General features: G+C 72.4%; 20 protein-coding genes. 14 read left to right on the forward strand and 6 right to left on the reverse strand.

The genetic code is table 11. The features are described 5' to 3' along the window. Position 1 precedes the first annotated feature (1 nt). The gene (locus CXR44_RS30740; protein WP_245899590.1) at positions 2-361 is read left to right on the forward strand and encodes a hypothetical protein; all 360 of its coding nucleotides are present in this window, start codon (positions 2-4) and stop codon (positions 359-361) included. 434 nt (positions 362-795) lie between these two features. Here CXR44_RS30740 and CXR44_RS30745 read toward each other — a convergent pair whose 3' ends face one another. Next, positions 796-1,182: a hypothetical protein gene (locus tag CXR44_RS30745; RefSeq protein ID WP_144070139.1), complete on the reverse strand. Its 387-nt coding sequence runs from the start codon at positions 1,180-1,182 to the stop codon at positions 796-798. Positions 1,183-1,425: 243 nt separating this feature from the next. On the opposite strand from CXR44_RS30745, the gene CXR44_RS30750 reads away from it, so the two are divergent. Then, positions 1,426-1,674: a hypothetical protein gene (locus tag CXR44_RS30750; RefSeq protein WP_144070140.1), complete on the forward strand. Its 249-nt coding sequence runs from the start codon at positions 1,426-1,428 to the stop codon at positions 1,672-1,674. Between the two features lie 141 nt (positions 1,675-1,815). Here CXR44_RS30750 and CXR44_RS30755 read toward each other — a convergent pair whose 3' ends face one another. Further along, positions 1,816-2,361, reverse strand: coding sequence for a helix-turn-helix domain-containing protein (locus tag CXR44_RS30755; RefSeq protein ID WP_101789644.1), 546 nt, complete (start codon positions 2,359-2,361; stop codon positions 1,816-1,818). Between the two features lie 56 nt (positions 2,362-2,417). Between CXR44_RS30755 and CXR44_RS30760 the strand changes: the two genes are divergently transcribed. After that, positions 2,418-3,575: a pyridoxal phosphate-dependent aminotransferase gene (locus tag CXR44_RS30760; protein WP_101789645.1), complete on the forward strand. Its 1,158-nt coding sequence runs from the start codon at positions 2,418-2,420 to the stop codon at positions 3,573-3,575. 73 nt (positions 3,576-3,648) lie between these two features. On the opposite strand, the gene CXR44_RS30765 is transcribed toward CXR44_RS30760, so the two are convergent. Continuing rightward, positions 3,649-4,158 (reverse strand): MarR family winged helix-turn-helix transcriptional regulator, encoded by a 510-nt coding sequence (locus CXR44_RS30765; protein WP_101789646.1) that lies wholly within the window; start codon positions 4,156-4,158, stop codon positions 3,649-3,651. A 100-nt stretch (positions 4,159-4,258) separates the two neighbouring features. Here CXR44_RS30765 and CXR44_RS30770 point away from each other — a divergent pair, with 100 nt between their 5' ends. The 5 genes from CXR44_RS30770 (at position 4,259) to CXR44_RS30790 (ending at position 9,046) form a co-directional block, all read left to right on the forward strand. Beyond that, positions 4,259-5,047, forward strand: a complete 789-nt coding sequence (locus tag CXR44_RS30770; protein WP_101789647.1) for an SDR family NAD(P)-dependent oxidoreductase — start codon at positions 4,259-4,261, stop codon at positions 5,045-5,047. Between the two features lie 440 nt (positions 5,048-5,487). Further along, on the forward strand, positions 5,488-6,762 hold the full coding sequence (locus tag CXR44_RS30775; protein ID WP_101789648.1) for a dicarboxylate/amino acid:cation symporter: 1,275 nt from the start codon (positions 5,488-5,490) through the stop codon (positions 6,760-6,762). An 84-nt stretch (positions 6,763-6,846) separates the two neighbouring features. Beyond that, the gene (locus CXR44_RS30780) at positions 6,847-7,974 is read left to right on the forward strand and encodes a threonine synthase (RefSeq protein ID WP_101789649.1); all 1,128 of its coding nucleotides are present in this window, start codon (positions 6,847-6,849) and stop codon (positions 7,972-7,974) included. Between the two features lie 17 nt (positions 7,975-7,991). Next, positions 7,992-8,624, forward strand: coding sequence for a helix-turn-helix transcriptional regulator (locus CXR44_RS30785; RefSeq protein ID WP_101789650.1), 633 nt, complete (start codon positions 7,992-7,994; stop codon positions 8,622-8,624). 8 nt (positions 8,625-8,632) lie between these two features. Continuing rightward, entirely contained in the window at positions 8,633-9,046 is a 414-nt protein-coding gene (locus tag CXR44_RS30790) for a RidA family protein (protein WP_101789651.1), read from the forward strand. A gap of 102 nt (positions 9,047-9,148) precedes the next feature. Here CXR44_RS30790 and CXR44_RS30795 read toward each other — a convergent pair whose 3' ends face one another. Next, complete coding sequence (locus tag CXR44_RS30795) at positions 9,149-13,021, reverse strand: nSTAND1 domain-containing NTPase (protein ID WP_180903779.1); 3,873 nt, start codon at positions 13,019-13,021, stop codon at positions 9,149-9,151. A gap of 221 nt (positions 13,022-13,242) precedes the next feature. Between CXR44_RS30795 and CXR44_RS30800 the strand changes: the two genes are divergently transcribed. From CXR44_RS30800 to CXR44_RS30810, 3 genes are all read left to right on the forward strand, one after another. After that, a complete protein-coding gene (locus CXR44_RS30800) occupies positions 13,243-13,566 on the forward strand; it encodes a DUF6355 family natural product biosynthesis protein (protein ID WP_144070141.1) in 324 nt (107 codons plus the stop codon). Positions 13,567-13,723: 157 nt separating this feature from the next. Continuing rightward, positions 13,724-13,921: a hypothetical protein gene (locus CXR44_RS30805; RefSeq protein ID WP_101789654.1), complete on the forward strand. Its 198-nt coding sequence runs from the start codon at positions 13,724-13,726 to the stop codon at positions 13,919-13,921. A gap of 75 nt (positions 13,922-13,996) precedes the next feature. Next, complete coding sequence (locus CXR44_RS30810) at positions 13,997-14,482, forward strand: nuclear transport factor 2 family protein (RefSeq protein WP_101789655.1); 486 nt, start codon at positions 13,997-13,999, stop codon at positions 14,480-14,482. A gap of 94 nt (positions 14,483-14,576) precedes the next feature. Here the strand turns inward: CXR44_RS30810 and CXR44_RS30815 are convergent, their stop codons facing one another. Continuing rightward, positions 14,577-15,407 carry a helix-turn-helix domain-containing protein gene (locus CXR44_RS30815; RefSeq protein WP_101789656.1) on the reverse strand — a complete coding sequence of 277 codons (831 nt, stop codon included), beginning with the start codon at positions 15,405-15,407 and terminating at the stop codon, positions 14,577-14,579. 115 nt (positions 15,408-15,522) lie between these two features. On the opposite strand from CXR44_RS30815, the gene CXR44_RS30820 reads away from it, so the two are divergent. Continuing rightward, positions 15,523-15,930, forward strand: coding sequence for a hypothetical protein (locus tag CXR44_RS30820; RefSeq protein ID WP_101789657.1), 408 nt, complete (start codon positions 15,523-15,525; stop codon positions 15,928-15,930). 117 nt (positions 15,931-16,047) lie between these two features. Here the strand turns inward: CXR44_RS30820 and CXR44_RS30825 are convergent, their stop codons facing one another. Further along, on the reverse strand, positions 16,048-16,848 hold the full coding sequence (locus tag CXR44_RS30825; protein ID WP_101789658.1) for an alpha/beta fold hydrolase: 801 nt from the start codon (positions 16,846-16,848) through the stop codon (positions 16,048-16,050). A gap of 273 nt (positions 16,849-17,121) precedes the next feature. On the opposite strand from CXR44_RS30825, the gene CXR44_RS30830 reads away from it, so the two are divergent. After that, entirely contained in the window at positions 17,122-17,844 is a 723-nt protein-coding gene (locus CXR44_RS30830) for a DUF998 domain-containing protein (protein ID WP_101789659.1), read from the forward strand. 58 nt (positions 17,845-17,902) lie between these two features. After that, positions 17,903-18,664, forward strand: a complete 762-nt coding sequence (locus CXR44_RS30835; protein ID WP_101789660.1) for an SDR family oxidoreductase — start codon at positions 17,903-17,905, stop codon at positions 18,662-18,664. Positions 18,665-18,736: the final 72 nt, after the last annotated feature.

The following is an 18,736-nucleotide window of genomic DNA, read 5'->3' on the forward strand; positions in this document are numbered from 1 at the left end:
CATGCGAATCACCGACGGCCACCTGGAGGAGTTCCGCGACGCCATCGCCCGAGCCGTGGAGTTCGCCCAGCAGCACGGCCCGCAGCTGATGGTGCAGACCTTCGTGGACGAGAAGCGGATGCTCGCGCACAGCTTCCAGCTCTATCGGGACTCCGACGCGGTCCGCCTGCACTGGAAGCTCGCGGACCCGTTCATCCAGGACGTGATGAAGCACTGCCGGGTGGAGCACTTCGAGGTGTTCGGCGAGCCGGACGCCGAGGTGGCGGCGGGCCTGCGCTCGTCGCTCGGCGAGCAGACCCCGCTCACGTTCTCCCCCCGCATCGCCGGCTTCCTACGCTTCGGCGTGGCACCTCAGGCGTAGCTAACGTGCCCGCACACCGCCGCCGACGCGAAGCGAAGCTCCCCGTCGGCGTCATACGGGAGCGCAGGGCCGATCCGCAGGGGCGGCCGGGCGCCGCCGTGACCTTCCAGATCCAGGAGGGCCAACCCACCCAGGGCAGCTGATCATCGACCGCGACACCTCCAAGGGTGCTGACCTTCGAAGTCACCGGCGGTATGCCGCAGGTGAAAGACCGGGTCAACATGGTGCTGGAGTCCGGCTGGACCGATACCCGGCCATCCCGTGTCGGGCATCGTTCTCCGGTCTCGCGTTTCTCCCATCTTGCAGCGGGAGACCGCTCGACCGCCCACCGGCATCGCGCCCGGCCTGCGGGTTCGCCGCGGTGACCACGCGCTTCGGGCCGCGTCCCCGCACGCCGGACGCGTGCGGGGCGCGGCCCGATCAGGTACGCGCGATCAGCTGTAGAAGTAGACGGAGCCACGGGAGACCGTGGTGCCCCGCTCACCCCAGTAGGTGGTGATGTCGGCGCGGTAGTGCGTGTCCTCGTAGGCCGTGGCCAGGCTCGTGCACGTGCTGCCCGAGTGGCCGTAGCTGTTGTTGTAGTCGGTGATGGTGGGCGACGGGCCGGACCTGGAGATCGGGACCAGCTTCACCCGCACCCAGCGGGGGCCTTCGGTGTTGAACGCCTGCGCGCAGAACCGGTCGTCCGCGTCGCTGTAGCTGACGGTCCCGTCACCGACGTTCTTCGTGAACGAGTTGGCCAGCGCCGGCTGGGAGAGGGCAAAGGTGGCCGCGGCGACGGTGGCGCCGACCACGGCGGTCTTGAGAAGCTTCTTCATCATGGCCTTCCTGTACGGAGCGGTGTCGTGCTGTCCGCTCGTCAAGGATCTTGGCCAATGGGTGATCATGGCAGAAGACCCTGGCGACGAAATTCGCCGGCTGGTCGCCTGCGCGTAGGCGTCTCGTCGCCTGGTCCATGCCGGGAGCACACCTCGGTGACAGCGCGTGGCGCTGCGCGCGCCCGTCGTGGGGAGGCTCACGGGGTATACAGGACCCACGTCCTCATACGGGGGAGGAAGCAGCCCATGAATCGCCGTGTCGCGCGCATGTACCCGGATCCCGCCGACGAGCCCATCGGCGTCACCCGCGGGGACACGTTCGAGATCCTGGACGACGACGCCGTCGTCGCCAGCGAGGTGGAGCCCCGCGACCACCCGGAGGTGCCGCTGTCGCCGGCGCAGCGCGACGCGGTGCTGGAGCGGCTGGGCTACGCCCGGACCGGCCCGTGGGTGGAGGACCGCGATCGCGCCGAAGCGTCGGTGCGGCCACGATGATCGGCCGGCTTCACGGTCACCGGACTCACCGTCATCCACGATCCCGGCCTCGTCGGACGCAACGGCGGCGCCTGTGGGCACCGACCACGAGATCCCCTCGGCCGCCGTGGAACACCGCGGCCGAAGAGGTCGACGCGCTCCTCAGCCGTCGGGGTGCACCATGAGAAGGACGGCGCGGTTGCGGGCGGCGTGGCCCTGGTACCGGTGCGGGCGGGCGGCATCGAACCGGATGAAGTCGCCTTCGGCCAGGTCGGTGAGGGAGTCGGCGGGCCCGATGGTGACGCGTCCGCGGGTGAGCACGAGGCACTCCTCGACACCGGGCAGGTGGGCGTCGGAGTGCTGGGTGTTCGGGCCGATGGCGATGTCGTAGACCTCCACGGTGCCGCGCAGCCTGATGCGGTGGAGGAGGCGCGCGCTCACCGCGTCACCCTCGACCTTCGGCCGGCTGTCACCGCTGCGTACCACCTCGACCGTCGGGGCGGCCGTTTCCAGCAGTTCGCCGAGGGACGCGCTCAGCGCGGTGGCCAGGGCCCACAGGGTGCTCAGGGTCGGGTTGCCCTGGCCCTGCTCGATGCCGTGCAACGTGGTCTTGCTGATGCCGCTGGCGGACGCCAGGTCGGCCAGCGATGTCCCGGCCGCCGTACGGAGCCGGTGCACGTTCTGCCCCACCACTTGCGCGAGATCCATGCGTATCAGCATAGTGGTATGACCGTACCAGTAGAAGGTCCGACCGTGGAGGCGGCATGACGGTGACGCGGCTACGCGACATCCCGGGCATCGGCGTGGATGCCGTCGGCGACGCGGCCGACGCCGCAGGCGATCCGGATTTCCTGCGGCTGGAGAATCTCGACACCGACCTGCGTCCGCCCGCCGTCGCCCTCGCCGCCACGCATGCCGCCATCGACGCCGACTCAGCCAACAGCTATCTGCCGTTCCCCGGGCACCGCTCGCTCCGCGCGGCCGCCGCAGCGCATGTCGGTCGCATCTCCGGCCACGTCTACGACGCCGACACCCAGTGCGTCGGTGTGGCCGGCGGGCTCAACGGCATCCTCAACACGCTGCTCGCAACCGTGGAAGGCGGGCAGGAAGTCGTGCTGTGCGACCCCGTCTACGCCGGCCTGGTCAACCGGGTCCGGCTCGCGGGCGGCATCCCCCGCTTCGTTCCCGCCCACCCCACCGCGGACGGCTGGACCATCGACCCCGAACGACTCGCCGAGGCCGTCGGACCCGACACGGCGGCGGTCTTGGTGATGGGCCCGGCGATGCCGACCGGCCTCGTCCTGGACGAGCGCCACTGGTCCGCCCTCGCCGGCGCCTGTGAACGCCACGACGCCTGGTTGATCTACGACGCGGCCATGGAACGCATCCGCTTCGACGGCCGCCCTCCCAGCCACCCGGCCGCCCACGAGGGCCTGGCCCGGCGTACCATCACCGTCGGTTCGGCTTCCAAAGAGCTGCGACTCATCGGCTGGCGCGTCGGCTGGGTCGTCGGGCCCGCCCCCGTCATGGCCGACATCCGCCTCGTCGGTCTGACCAACGTCGTCTGCCAGGTCGGCCTGGCCCAGCAGGCCGTGGCCGCCGCGCTGGACGCACCCGACGCCGAGGCCGACGTCGCCGCCGCCACCGCCGAATGGCAGCGGCGCTGCGAGACGGTTCTGGACCAGCTCGCCGCCTACCCGGTCATCCGGCCGCACGGCGGCTGGTCACTCCTCCTCGACACCAGACCCCTGGACCTGACCGCCTCCGAACTGTCCCGGCGCCTGTTCGATCGGGCGAAGATTGCAGCCACCCCCATGGACGGCTGGGGCCCGAGCGGAGGGCACTACCTGCGGATGGTCTTCGCCAACGAACCCGTCGAACGCCTCACCGGCCTCGGCGATCGCTTCCGCCTGGCCATCTGATGACAGGCCGCGAAGGCCACGGCTCATAGTGGAACGGGGAGCAGCGCCCACGCGGGCCGGGACACGCCTGGAGTCACGGACCGGGCGGGCACGGAGTCTGGGGTGGGCGGCCGTCCTCGATCCGGGTGACGGGGTCGCCGACCAGCCGTCGCAGTGTCTCCCGTAGCGCGCGGCCGGCCTCCGCGTCGAGGTCGGCCAGCAGCCGCGCCTCGACCGCCTCGACGTCGGCGCGGGCGGCCTCCAGCACGTCACGACCGCCCGGGGTGGCCTCCACGATGCGGGCCCGGCGGTCGGCCGGGTCCGGCCGCCGACGGACCAGCCCGGCCGCCTCCAGCTCGTCGATGATCAGGACCAGTTTGCTCTTGTCGACCGACACCGCCTGGGCGAGCGCGAGCTGGTTGCGCGCCGGGGCCTCGGCGACCGCCATCAGCACGGTGTAGCCCCACAGGCTCATGCCGTGCGCCTGGACGACGGCGGTCTCGGCCGTGGCCAGGCCCTGCTTGAGCCGGGCGAACACCCAGTGCAGGTCGTCGTGCAGCCGCCCCGGCGAGCTGCGGTCGGCGGCTGGAGAACGCGTGGCCATACCCGCCAGGATACCACCATCTCTAGATAGTATTGATTTCAAATCATCTGGCGCTATGTTTATCTTGCTTTCGGATCATCCAGGAAAGGGATCGAACGTCATGGACACCGAACTTGAGGACCGCGTGGTCCTGGTCACCGGCGCCAGCACCGGCATCGGCGCGGCGACCGCCCGCGCCTACGGCAGGGAGGGCGCCCGGGTCGCCCTCACCTACCGCGACAACCCCGGCCTCGCCCGCCGGGTGGCGGACGACGTCGAGGCCGCCGGCGGGCAGGCCCTCGTGGTCCGGCTCGACCTGGACGACCTGGCGACCGTCGAGGAGGCCGTCGCGGCCGTCACCCGCCACTGGGGCGGCGTCGACGTCCTGGTGGCCAACGCGGTCCGGTGGGGCGGCGACGGGCCGCCGGACCCGGGCGTCCGCTTCGAGGACGTGCCGATCGAGGACTGGCGGGCCATGATCGACGCCAACCTGGTCGGCGCCGCGGCCCAGGTCCGCGCGGTGCTCCCCGGCATGCGCGCGCGGCGCTGGGGCCGGATCGTGCTGATCTCCTCCAGCGTCGCGGAGGACGGACTACCCGGTCCCGGACCGTACGGGACCGCCAAGTCCGGCCTGTACGGGCTCGCGCGCGCCCTCGCCTGGGAGGGCGGCCGGGACGGCGTCCTGGTCAACGTGGTGGCGCCCGGGTTCACCCTGACCGACAGCCGCCCGCCCGTCCCTGCGGCCCTGGTCGACGCCCTGACCGCGGCCACGCCGACCCGGCGGCTGTCCGACGCCGGCGACGTGGCCAGGCTGGTCGTCTTCCTCGGCTCCGGAGCCAACGGCAACCTCACCGGGGAGGTGCTGCGCGACGGCTCTGCCGCGGCCCGCGCGCCACACCTCGGCGCCTGAGCACGGCCAGGCCCGTCCGACCGGCCGGGCCTGGCCCAGCCAGGGCCTGCGTCGCCCCGAGGCCGGGCGAGACGGCACCACCGCCGTCATGCGCGAGGCGGAGAATCGCGGGCCTGGCGGGGAAGCGGTCGACCCGCCGGGAGCCGCGACATTTAGACAGTTAGACTCCTATTGCAATTTTGGACGTCAAATCTATAGTTGGTGGCACAAGCACCACTCCCGATGACTACCCAGTCGGTAGCAGCCCTGAAGAAGCGGTCGCCTGCTCCTGATCGGCGCGGCGGCCGCGCCAACCATCCCGGCACGCGGTCCCTCACAAGGGGCCGGCGACTCCTGGCAACAGGCGGCCTCCCGGGCTGACGACTGACGATCGGCACGTCTGCCCGTCACCAGACGCCACGCTGCAACCGCTGAAGCAGAAGCCTTCCAGGAAGTCGCTCATGAAAAACAAGGCCGCCATCTCAATCGCCGCAGCCCTCGTTCTCGGCGTCGGCGTAGGACTCAGCTGCCATCATCTGACAACCGACGAATCGGTCCGAGCAAGCATCGTCGATGTCTTCGACACCATCGCGCACCTCTTCCTCAATCTCATCAAGATGGTCATCGCGCCGTTGATCTTCGCCACGATAGTGTCGGGCATCATCAACGCCGCCAAGTCGGGGCTCGGCAAGATCTTCGTCCGTTCGATGCTCTGGTTCGCCTCAGCCTCCGTCATCGCCGGCCTTGCCGGGTTCGGCGTGGCCCACCTGCTGAGGGTCGGCGAGGGACTGCACCTCAGGGCGACCGGTGCGGATTCCGGGCTCCAGGCCAAGCCCCACGACCCTGGAACGTTCCTGGTCAACCTGGTTCCCCAGAGCTTCGTCAAGGCGCTCGCCGAGAACCAGCCCCTGCAGATTCTGATCTTCGCCATGTTCTTCGGCGCGGCGTTGCTGTCCCTCAAGAGGGAGGGCAGCAACAAGATCGGGTCGATGATCGACGAACTGACCGCGGTCATGCTGCGGATGACGGGATATGTCATGATCCTCGCCCCGGTGGGGGTCTTCGCGGCCGTCGCCTCGGCCTTCACGGACGAGGGATTCGAGGCGTTCTCCACGTACGGGTCGTTCATCGCGACCTTCTACGGTGCGCTGGCAGGACTGTGGATCGTCATGCTGGGCGTCGCGGTGCTGTTCCTCGGCCGAGCGGCGTTCCGCCTCGTGGCCGCCATCCGGGAACCGATGTTCATCGCGTTCTCCACCGCCAGTACGGAGGCCGCGTTTCCCCGGCTGATCGAATCCCTCACGAAGTTCGGGGTGGATCGTCGGACGACGGGCTTCGTCCTGCCGATGGGGTATGCGTTCAACCTCGACGGCTCGATGCTGTACATGACGTTCGCGGGCACGTTCCTGATCAACGCCTACGATCTCGACATCAGCATCGGCCAGCAGCTTCTCATGGTGCTGATACTCCTGATCAGCAGCAAGGGCATGGCCGGCGTCCCCCGAGGCGCGCTCGTCATCGTCGCGGCGGTGGTGCCTGGATTCGGGGTTCCAGCCGCCGGTGTCGCTCTGCTGCTGGTCATCGACCAGATACTCGACATGGGGCGTACCGCGACGAACTGCCTGGGCAACGGCATCGCCACCGCGGTCATCGGGCGTATGCCGCACGGCGCCCAGGCAGGCGAGCCTCGTGCGCGGCAGAAGGGCGACGAACTGATCGAGCCCGCCGGCGCCTGAAGACCCATCGCTCGTGCGAACCGCGGCGTTCGCACGAGCTCCTCCCTGAATCGACGTGCTCGTCGATACCCGAAGGAGAAATCAATGAAGCAGTCCGAGGAAACCCCTCACCTTGTCGACCGGAGCGGGCGACGTTATGGTCTGGCGGAACCACGCTGGCGCGGCGACGACGGCGGCCCGCTCATGATGAGCCCGCTCTCCGGCATCACTCCCTCGCAGGTGGACACGGCCGAGCGCTCGCTGTGGCGATACGGCGCGGCGATCCCGGTGAACCCCGCGGCGCGGGTGAGCCTGGGTGAGGGATTCACGCCGCAGGTGCCGCTGGACTGGCATGGAAGGAACATCCATTTCAAGCTCGAATGGTTCAACCCCACGTCCAGTTTCAAGGACCGCGGGACGGCGGTCATGATCTCCCACCTGGCGAGTCTCGGTGTCACCGAACTGCTCGAGGACAGCTCCGGCAACGGAGGGTCGTCAGTCTCCGCGTACTGCGCGGCGTCCCGGATCCGCGCCCGGATTCTCGCTCCAGCGACGATGTCGGAGGCGAAGACCCTGCAGTGCCGGGCCTTCGGCGCCGACGTCGAGCTGTACCCGGGAACCCGGGACGAGGTGGCCGAGGAGGCCCTGCGGCAGTCGGCGAAGGTGTTCTACGCCAGCCACAACTGGCATCCGTTCTTCCTCCAGGGCACCAAGACCATCGCCTACGAGATGTGGGAGATGCTCGGCTTCCGCGCACCCGACAACGTCGTCCTCGTCGCGGGTGCCGGCAGCGTCGTCCTCGGCTGCGACATCGCGTTCACCGAGCTGCTCGAAGCGGGCCAGATCGACCGCCGTCCCCGCCTGCTGGTCGGTCAACCCGAAAGCTGGGCCACCATCGTCGACGGCGTCAACGGCTGGTCCACCGCCCCGCGTACCCGCACGCCCACGATCGCCGCAGGGGCTTCCATCTCTGCACCGGTACGGCTGAGGGAAGTGGTCGAGGCGATTCACCGATCCAACGGCGCGGCCATCGCCGTCGACGAGGACTCCATCCGCGCGAGCCTGCGAGAACTGCTCGCTCGGGGCCTGTACGCGGAACCGACGAGCGCGGTGGCGGTGGCCGCGCTGGATCAGTACATCGCGAACGGCACCATCGGCGCGGATGAGACTACGATCGTGGTTCTCACCGGCTCAGCGCTCAAGGCAGCCGACACGATGGCCGCCGTGATCTGACGAAGGGTTCGGACGACATGACGTCGACAGAGGACGAACACCTGCTCCAGGAAGCAGAGAAGATCGCCACCGCCGTCGGAAAGATGTTTCCCGGCCTGTGCGAAGTGGTCCTCCACGATCTTACGCAGCCGGACCACGCGATACGCGTGATCGAGAACAACCTGTCCGGCCGCAAGATCGGCGACTCGGCGACCGAACTCGGGCTCCAGCGCATCAAGGACCCCGAATTCCCGAGTGTCATCCAGAACTACCCCAACAAGTTTCCCGACGGCCGCCCGGTGAAGAGCACGTCTATCGGGATCAAGAACAGCGAGGGGCGCTACATCGCGGCGCTCTGCCTGAACCTTGACGTGTCAGCCCTGTCCCCCCTGCTCATGACGCTGGCCAACGTGATAGAGACCGGCGCCGACGACGCCGTGCCGGTGGAGACGCTCAGTGACCGCAGATCCAAGGAACTGCGGGACGCCATCGAAGCCTTCGCCGCCGAGCGGTCTCAGACGCCTCGCGGGCTGGGAAGGGAAGCAAAGCGGGAACTCGTCCGGAAACTGCACCGTTCGGGCTATTTCGAATCACGCAGCTCCGCCCTCACCATAGCGAATCTGCTGGGAATCTCCCGGGCGAGCGTCTACAACTACACGAAACAGAAATGAGGCCTTCGATGACCTATCGGTCGCCGACGCAGCACCGCCTCCCCATATCACTTCTCAACACACCGGCACTGCAGCCGCCTTTGGGGCATTACTCACACCTATCCGTTCATTCCGGTTTGGCATTCATATCTGGACAGCTCCCTGTTGACGCGAGCGGCAGAGTCCTCGCCGACGAGCCGTTCACGGAACAGGCGCGGCGGGTGCTGCACAACCTTGACGCCTGCCTGGCAGAGCTGGGAGCCGATCGCGGCCGGCTGCTCCAGGTCACCTGCTACGTCACGGACATATCGAACTGGCCCGCTTTCGATACGGTCTACAGCGAATGGATCGGTGATCACCGGCCGGCCCGGGCCGTTGCGGGAGCCAGCGAACTCCACTACGGCTCCGCCATCGAGATCCATGCCATCGCTGCCGCCCCCTGACAGACCCCCAGAAGGGGGCAATCGCCTGGCGTAGGCGAGGGTGCGGGGTCCCAGCGCAGACGGCACAGGACGATCCGGTAGGGCGCGGCATCGGCTTGGCGCTCACCGCCGCGGTTGAGGCGGTGGCGGGTCAGCCGGGCAGGGCGGGGTGTGGGCGAGGCCGGAGAAGTGCTCCTCCCACTCGGCTGGGGTGATGGCCGGGTGGGCGAGGGCGCAGACGCGGGCGGCGACCCGCTCGGGGTCGGGGTCCCACAGCCGCACCGTCCGGTCGGCGCTCGCCGTGGCCAGGGTGCGGCCGTCGGAGGCGAACGCCGCCGCGCGGACGGTGTCCGCGTGCCCGGTGAGCGTGGCCAGCGGGCGCGGCCGTCCGGGGTCGGCGAGGTCCCACAGCCGCACGGTCCGGTCGTCCCCGGTGGTGGCGAGGACGCCGCCGCGCGGCGCGAACGCCACGGCGCTGACGCCGGCGCGGTGCCCCTCCAGGGTGGCGAGGTGCGCCGGGCCGCGCCGGTCGCCGACGTCCCACAGGCGGACGGTCCGGTCGAAGCTGGCGCCGGCCAGCATGCGGCCGTCCGGGCTGAAGGCGACGGCGTGGACCGGGCCGGCGTGCTTCGGCAGCGTGGCGAGCAGCGCCGGCCTGCGGGCGTCGGCGAGGTCCCACAGCCGCACCGCGGCGTCGAACCCGGCGCTCGCCAGCGTGCGCCCGTCGGGGCTGAACGCCACGGTGTAGAGGGAGCCGGCGTGGTACGGGATCGTGGCGAGCGCCTCGGGCCGCCGCGGGTCGGTGAGGTCCCACAGCCGCACCGTGTTGTCGAACCCGGCGCCGGCCAGGATGCGCCCGTCGGGGCTGAACGCGACGGCCCGGACCCTGGCGGTGTGCTCGGTGAGGGTGGGCAGCTCGCGGGGGTCCGCCGGATCCGACACGTCCCACAGCCGCACCGTCTCGTCCTCGCCGGCCGCCGCGAGCACGGTGCCGCCGCGACCGAAGGCCAGCGCGTACGTGGTGCCGGAGGGGCTGTCGAGCACGCCGATCGGGGCGGGCCGGTAGGGGTCGGCGACGTCCCACAGCCGCACGTCGCGGCCGTCGCCGCCGGTGGCCAGGAGGCGCCCGCCGGGGTGGAAGGCCGCCGCGCGCACGGCCCCCTCGTGTCCGCGTGCGACGGGCTCGCCGGTCTCCCACAGCCGGGCGCTGCGGTCCCAGCTCGCGGTGGCCAGAGTGCGGCCGTCGGGGCTGAACGCCACGGTCCCGATCGTGTCGCTGTGCCCGGTGACCGTCGTCACCAGCCGCGGCCGGGCGGGGTCGTCCACCGCCCACACCCGGGCCTCGTGGTCCCAGCCGCCGGTCGCCACCGTCAGCCCGTCGGGCGCGAACCCGGCCGTGATGACGGGGCCGGTGTGGCCCGTCATCACGCCGAGCGGGCGGGGCCGGCGCGGGTCGGAGACGTCCCACAGGCGGCCCGTGCGGTCGTCGCTCCCGGTGGCGATCCGGGTGCCGTCGGGGCTGAACGTCACCCCCCAGACGTCCTCGTCGTGCCCGATGAGCCGGCCGAGGGGGCGGGGCTCGCGCGGGTCGGAGACGTCCCACAGTCGTCCGGTGTCGTCGTCGCCGGTGCTGGCCAGCAGGCGGCCGTCGGGGCTCAGCGCGACGCCGCGGACCGCGCCGGCGTGGCCGGTCATCGTGGCGAGCGGGCGGGGGGCGCGCGGGTCGGTGAGGTCCCACAGCCGGGCGGTGCCGTCGTCGCTCACGGTGGCCGCCGTCGCGCCGTCGGCGGTCAGGGCCACCGACCAGGAGGGCGCCCGGTGGGCGGCCACCCCGGCGAGCTCGGTCGGGCGCCGCCGGTCGCCGACGTCCCAGACGCGCAGGAAGCCGTCGTGGCCGGCTGTCACGAGCCGGCGTCCGTCGCCGCTGAGCGCGGCGGACTCGACGTCGGCCGCGTCGGCGCCGAACGCCGACAGCAGGCGCGGCCGGTGCCGGGCGGTCACGTCCCAGAGCCGGACGCCGTCGTCGCCCGCGGTGACGAGCAGGTCGCCGCGGCGGCTGAACAGCGCCTTGTTGACGCCGGCGCCCGCGGGCAGCCGGGTCGCGTACGGCAGGGTGAACGCGGTGAGCAGCCCGCCGCGCGCCTCGGGGGTGCGGGCCAGCCGGTAGGCGGCGAGGCTGAGCTGCGCGGCCAGCGACGGCGCCGCCTCCCGCAGGGCGGCCGCCTCGCCGGCGACCTTCTGCGACAGCGCGACGTCGCGCTGCTCGGTGGCCGCGACCTGGGTACGGGCGGCGTACACGGTGGCCGTGGAGGCCAGGACGAGCAGGACGGCGAGCGTGACGGCCAGGTGGCGCACCCGCCGGACGCGGCGTCGGGCGGCGGCTTCCTCGGCGGCGCGCAGGGCGAGCCCGGCGTCGAGGAAGTCCCGTTCGGGCAGGGTCGGCACGGTCTCGGCGCCGGCCGCCCACTCCTGGGCCGCCTGCAGGCGGGCGCCCCGGTACAGCAGGGACGGGTCGCGCCCCTCGCGCTCCCACGTCTCGGCCGCCTCCAGGAGCTGCCGGCGCAGCCGCAGGCCGGCCCGTCCGGCGAGGATCCACTCGCGCAGCAGCGGCCAGGCCCGCAGCAGCGCCTCGTGCGCGGGCTGCACGTGGCAGGCGTCCACGGTGAGCAGCCGGGCGCGGGCGAACGCCTCGACGACCGCCGAGGTGGCCTCCGGAGGGAAGTGCGACTCGGGCAGCCGCCGGGGGTCCACGGGGCGGCGCGTCTCGGCGTCGTCCTCGCCCACGCACACCATCTGCAGGAACAGCCTGCGGGCGATCTCCCGGCCCTCGGGGTCGAGCGCCTGGTAGACGCGTTCGGCGCTGGCGGCGACGGCGCCGCCGATGCCGCCGGTCCGCCGGTAGTCCTCGACGGTCAGGGTGTCGCCGCTGCGCCGCTGCCAGGTGACGAGCATCGCGTGGGACAGCAGGGGCAGCGCGCCGGGTTCGGGCCCGGGGCGGGGGTCGTGCTCGGAGGTCTCCGGCCGTACGCCGAGGTCGCGCAGCAGCAGCTCCACCAGGCCCGGTTCCAGGGTGAGGCCGGCGGCGCGGGCGGGGCCGGTGATCACGTCGCGCAGCTCGGCCGGCGTCATGGGGCCGAGCGGCAGCTGACCGTCGCGCAGGGCGTCCACCAGGCCGGGATGGGCCAGGCAGTGGCCGTAGAAGTCGGCCCGCACGCCGAGGACGACCAGCGCGGGCGCCCCGCCACCGGCGCCGGGCGGCACGGTGAGGGCGTGGACGGCCGACAGGAACGTGTGCCGCTCCGCCGGGTCGCGGCACAGCGTGAACAGCTCCTCCAGCTGGTCGACGACGAGCACCAGCCGCCGGTCACCGGAGCCGCCCAGCCCCTCCCGGACGCGGGCGGCGAACGCGTCCGGGCCGTCGGCGAGCGCCCGGTCGAGGGCGGCGCGGTCCAGCCCGGTGGCCGCGGCGACGCGGGTCAGCAGCTCACCGACCGGCTGGTCTCCGGGCGTGAAGAGCAGCGCGGGCCAGGAGCGGGAGCCGGGCACCGGCAGCGCGCCGCCCCGTACGGCGGCCAGCAGCCCGGCCCGCAGCAGCGACGACTTGCCCGCTCCCGAGGGGGCGACCACGGCGAGCGGACCCTCCCCGTGCAGCCGGTCGGTCAGCCAGCTCACCAGGAGGGCGACGGCGTGCTGCCTGCCGAAGAACCAGCGCGCGTCCTCCGCCTCGTACGGGCGCAGCCCCCGGTAGGGGCAGCCGCCGGCGCCGCCTTCGACCAGGGCGGCGAGCGCGCCGCCGGTCTCCAGGACCTCGTCGCAGCGGCCGGCGACGCCCGGGGTCAGCGCCTTCTCGTCGGTCTCGACCTTGCTGAGATAGCCCTTGGTGTAGTGGGTGCGCCTGGCCAGCTCGTTCAGGGACAGCCCGCGTGCCTGCCGGAGCCGCCGCAACCTGGCGCCCGGGCTGCCGGTGTCCGTGTCGTCCCGATCGTCGGCCCGCACCCGCGTACCCCGCCCTTCGCACACCGCTCGCATCCGATCCAGCACCCACTGTAGTGATCCGGGTGGGCGTCGCGAAGCCCGATGTCGCAGCCGGTTTCCCGGTTTCCTCCTGGCCCGGGGGCCGGGAAACCCCTTCTGACCGGCGGCCGGGCGACGCCACGATCGACCTGTCGAACTCGCCACCGCATGCCGCGGTGGCCGGCACACCGAAGGAGAACACCGTGAGCAAGCCCACCACGATCCGCCGGGCGGCCGTCGCCGCGTCCGCGCTCTGCGCCGCCACCCTCCTCGCCGGCGGCACGGCCGCCGCCGCGCCCGCCCCGTCCGGCGACGGGGTGCGGATCTCCATGGCGGCCGCGGCCGAGTGCGGGCTCTACCGGGACGGCAGCGCCGCGATGTACCGGAACTGCACCGCGGAGAACCAGCGGATCCTCGTGACCTACCTCATCTCCCCGAGCGAGTACTTCTGCGTGCCTCCGGGCGAGTCCAGGTACGTCGGCTCGTGGAACTGGACCTTCCGCGCCTACGTGCGCGGCACCTGCTAGCCGCTCCCGTCGCCGGGCGCGCCCCCGGCCCCCCTCCGGACGAACCTGTCTCCCCACCCATGGCCCCTTCCCGCGGCTCGCGCGCCACGGGACGGGGCCCGGCCCCCACCGAAACCGCCGTACCGTCCACCAGCCGACCGCAGGAAAAGGAAACGTCATGACCAGACTCATCCTCCGTACGACCCTGACCGCCGCCCTCGTCCTGGCCGGCGTGGCCCTCCCGGCCTGCGCGGCCGTCGCCGACGCCTGGGACGACATCGAGATCGTGGTCGGCCCGGGCGCGTCGCTCGGCGGCTACGTCGACCAGACGTCCGCCGCGCTGCAGCGCATGATCGACCTGCTGGGCGCGCCGTAGCGCGGATCTCGCCCTCCGCCGAGAGGTCCGATCACCGCCGGCGCGGCGCCTCACGCGTCTGTGACGCTGGAGCCCATGAGTACGGCGAACATGACCGAGAAGCAGACTGACGGCTCGCCCGCCGAGGGACGACCGCGGGACGCGTGGGCGGTGATGGAGGACTTCTACCGGGCCGAGGCCGCGTACGTCGCCGCGGGCGGGTTCGGCGAGGCCGACTATGACGAGGTGGCCGGATACCTCGACCCTGACGTCGTCCTGCATCAGGCCCCGGGCCTGCCGTTCACGGGGACGGGGACGTGGCGGGGACGCGACGGGCTGGAGCGGTTCCTCGCCGCTTTCAGCGAGACCTGGTCGTCCATGGAGTTCCTGGAGCAGGAACACTGGGGCGACATGGACACGGTGGTGGTGTGGAGCCGGGTACGGTTCCGCGCTCGCGCCACCGGCCGGGACGTCGAGACGCTGATCATGCAGCTGATCCGGGTACGGGACGGGCGCATGCTCGAATGCCGGCCCTTCTACTGGGATCCCGCCGCCATCGCCGCCGCGACCTCACACTCGTAGGCTCCGGGCCGAGGGGCCACCGACCGCGGGGCCCGCGCGTCACCGGAACGCGGGCCACCTGCCCGCCGGAGCGCCGGGTCACGCGGGTGGCCTGTCACACGCCTCCGGTGTCTGCCGCGCCGCCCCGGACGCCGGCTGACAGGCCGCGCAGGGCGGCGGCGGTGAACTCGTCGAGCGGGTAGAACAGCTCGATCGCCAGTTCCGACAGCGTCACGTCGGCCGGGGCGCCGAAGGTGGCCATGGTGCTGAACATCGACAGCTCGCCGAACGGCGTCCGGACCCGCAGCGGCACCTGGATCGGCCCGGCGTCACCGGTCGGAGCCTCGACGGGACCGGCGGGCACGGGATAGCGGCGTACCTCCTCGTACAGGTCGCGCAGGGCGGCGTCGCCGGTGGCGTCGACCTGGCGCCGCAGCCGTTCCAGGAACAGCGCCCTGACCTCGCCGAGGTTGGCCAGCCTGGCGGCCAGGCCGTCGGGGTGCAGGGTCAGCCGGAACACGTTGGGCCGCGGCCGGAGCAGGTGCGGCGGGATGCCGTCCATGAGGACGGTCATGGCGCGGTTGCCGTCGAGCACGTTCCACAGGCGGTCGACCACGACGGCGGGGTACGGCTCGTGCGCCGCCAGCATGGTGTCGACGGCGGCGCGGACGGAGGCCAGGTAGGCGTCGTCGAGGCTGCTCTCACGGTAGGCGGGGGCGTAGCCGGCGGCCAGCAGCAGCGTGTTGCGCTCGCGCAGCGGGACGTCGAGGGCCGCCGACAGGCGCAGCACCATCGCCCGGCTGGGGTGGGCGCGCCCGGTCTCGACGTACGACAGGTGCCGGGCCGAACTGCCCGCCTGGAGCGCCAGGTCGAGCTGGCTGAGCCGGCGCCGCCGCCGCCACTCCCGTAGCAGGACGCCTACCTGGGACGGCCGCTCCACGTTCATGCCAGGAGGATAGCCACCGCCCCGATCGGCTCCGGCATGACCTTGGAGGTCATTGAGCCGATGTCTCCGGTGCTGGCACGGTGTGCGCGTACGTCCACGGCACAAGGGAGTGATCATGCAAGCGGAGGCGGACCTGCTGCGCAAGGTGATGCGGATCGACGGCTGGAGCACCGCCGTCTTCGGCGTGGTGCTGCTGGCGGGCGCGGCGCCGTTGAGCGGGCCGCTGGGGCTGCCCGTCTCCTGGTCCGTCCCGTTCGGGGTGGCCATGCTCGGCGGCGCCGCCGCCCTCGGCCTCATCGCCGGGTATCCGCGGATCCCGGTCCGGCACGCCGTCTGCGTCGTGGCCGGCAACGCGGTGTCGTGCGTCGCGCTGCTGGCGCTCGTCGTCAGCGGTCTGCTGCCGCTCACCGGCCTGGGTGTGGCGTTCCTGCTGTCCGGGGCGGTGGTGGTGGCGGTCTACGCCGGGCTGGAGTACGCCGGGCTGCGGCGCCTCACGGCCGGGCGGGCGCTCACCGCCGGTTGACCGCGCCGGTCCGCGCCCGGGGACGGGCGGAGGCGCTCCACCCGCCCTCGGCCCGCCCAGCCCGGCCCACCCGTCCCCGGCCGCCCGCCCCCGGCTTCCCGTCCCTGGGCGCGCGCGTTATCCGAGGACCTCGCGCAGCGTGTCGGCGAACTCCGCCGGCCGGTCGATGAAACCGCCGTGCTCGCCGGGGAACTCGACGGGCGCCGTGCCGAGCAGCTCCGCCAGGGCCATGGACGTCCGGTGGACGATCAGGTGTCCCGACTCGGCACCGACACCGACGACCACCCGGCCCGCCCCCTTCAGCAGCGCGTCGACGTCCGGTGTGTACCGGGTGGTGCCGCGCAGCTCGTGGGCGAAGAAGCGGGCGCTGTCGGCGAGGTCCTGCTCGCTCGGCTCTTCCCCGGTGGGACCGGGGACGTCGTCCTCCCCGTACCCGGCGTTGGCCATGAACTTCCGCCACGCGGCGAACAGCCCCTCCCGGTGGAAGGTGTCGATCATGTCCTCGACCGCGGCGCGCCGTTCGGCGGCATCGGGCAGCAGCTCCAGCACGGGAGCCTCATGCGCGACGAGGGTCCGCACCCGGCCGGGGTGCCGCTCGGCCAGCGCCAGCCCGGTCACCGCGCCGCCGCTGGTGCCGAACACGTCGGCCGACTCGGCGCCGAGCGCGTCCAGCAGCGCGGCGACGTCATCGGCCCGCAGCTGCGGCGTGGACTCCTGCTCGGGGTCGTCGAGCCGGCTGCCGGCGATGCCGCGCGGGTCGTGGGTGACGACGGTGTGGCCGGTGGCGAGGGCGTCGGCCACGGGCGCGAACGCGGCGGCGCCCATCGGCGACCCCATCACCAGCAGCACGGGGCCGGAGCCGCGCACCTCGTAGTGCAGGCGGGCGCCGGGGACGGTGAGGGTGTGGGTGCTGGTCATGCTGGGCGGTCCTTCCGTGGGTGGTCGTCCCCGCGGCTCGCGGGGGGGTTCGACAGGTAGGACTCCGCCAGGGGCGCGGAATCGTCGCGGGGCCGCGAGGCGAACCGTGGGGCACAGCGGGCCGGGACGTCCTCGGCCAGGCCCGGCGGGGTGGCCAAGGCCGGAAGTCCCGGGATCCGTGGTCCACAGGACCCTGGTCCACCGGACTCGACAAGATCAAGATCGAGGCAGGGAGAGGGTGGTCCCCGAGCCCGCACCCTGTGGAGGTGAGCGATGGCAGAGACGATCCATCAGGTGCCGGAGCCGACGCGGCCCGACGCACCACGCGAGACCCCGAGCGGGGCGCGCACGGCCCTGCTCCTCTGCGGTGTCCTGGCCGCGCTGCTCTATGCCGTGACGACCGTACTGGCGGGCATGCAGTGGGAGGGATACAGCTCCACGTCCCAGACCATCAGCGAACTCTTCGCCATCGGCGCTCCGTCGAGGCCGCTCGTCGTCGTGTTGTTCCTCGTGCACGACGTGCTGGTGATCGCCTTCGCGCTGGGAATCTGGGCATCGGCCGGGCGGAGACGAGCCCTGCGGGTCACAGCCGGCATGCTGATCGGCATCGGGCTCGTCGGCCTGGTGGCGACGCCGTTCTTCCCGATCCATCTCCGTGGGGTCGAGGGGACGCTGACCGACACGATGCACGCCGCTCTCACCGCGGTGCTCGTGCTCCTCATCGTCCTGGCCATCGGGTTCGCGGCCGGAGCGTTCGGGAAAGGGTTCCTCCTCTACTCGCTCGTCACCCTGGTGACGCTCGTCGTGTTCGGCGCCCTGGCGGGAATGCAGGGTCCTCACATGGCCGCGAACGAGCCCACGCCCTGGCTCGGAGTGTTCGAGCGCATCAACGTCGGCGGCTACCTGCTGTGGCTGCTGGTGCTGGCCGTCGCCCTCTGGCGGCCCTCCATGGGGGCGCGGCGCCCTGGCGTGAACGCGGGTCAGCGGGAACCGTAGGAGGGGAGACAGGGGCCGGCCCCACCGGCTCGGCCCAGGAACCGGAAGGAAGCACTCCATGACCACCGAACCCACCCCGGACACCGGCGGGGCGCCGCGCGTCGCGATCGTCACCGGCGGTTCCCGCGGCATCGGCCGCGAGATCGTCCGCCGCCTGGCCGCCGACGGCCACGCCGTCGTGGTCGGCTACGCGGGCAACGCGCACGAGGCCGAGGCCGCCGTCGACGAGGCCGTCAAGGCCGGCGGCCAGGCGATCCCGGCACGCGCCGACGTGGCCGACGCGGACGCGGTCGCCGCCATGTTCGACACAGCCGAGGCGGAGTTCGGCGGCGTGGACGCGGTGGTGCACGCCGCCGGCCGGATGCACCTGGCCCCCATCGCCGACCTGGATCTGGACGTCCTGGACGGGCTGTACCGGACGAACATCCGCGGCACGTTCGCGGTGGCGCAGCAGGCGGCCCGCCGGGTCCGGCCGGGCGGCGCGATCCTGCTGTTCTCCACCTCGATGATCGGCCTGGCCCTGCCCACCTACGGCGCCTACGCCGCCAGCAAGGGCGCCGTGGAGGCGATGACGATGGTGCTGGCCCGCGAGATGCGCGGCCGGGACGTCACCGTCAACGCCGTCGCTCCCGGACCCACCGCCACGGCGCTGTTCCTGGACGGCAAGGACCGGGAGACCGTCGAGCGCATGGCCGCCCAGCCGCCGCTGGAGCGCCTCGGCACCCCGGCCGACATCGCGGAGGTCGCCGCGTTCCTCGTCTCGCCGCACGGCCACTGGATCAACGGTCAGGTGGTCCGCGCCAACGGCGGCATCGTCTGACGCCACCCGGCGGCGCCGCGACGACGCCACCCGGCGGCTCCGCGCGACGTCGCCCCCGGCCCTCGCTCGACG

The organism is Nonomuraea indica (genome assembly GCF_002850745.1).
In the GTDB taxonomy this organism is placed as follows: domain Bacteria; phylum Actinomycetota; class Actinomycetes; order Streptosporangiales; family Streptosporangiaceae; genus Nonomuraea; species Nonomuraea indica.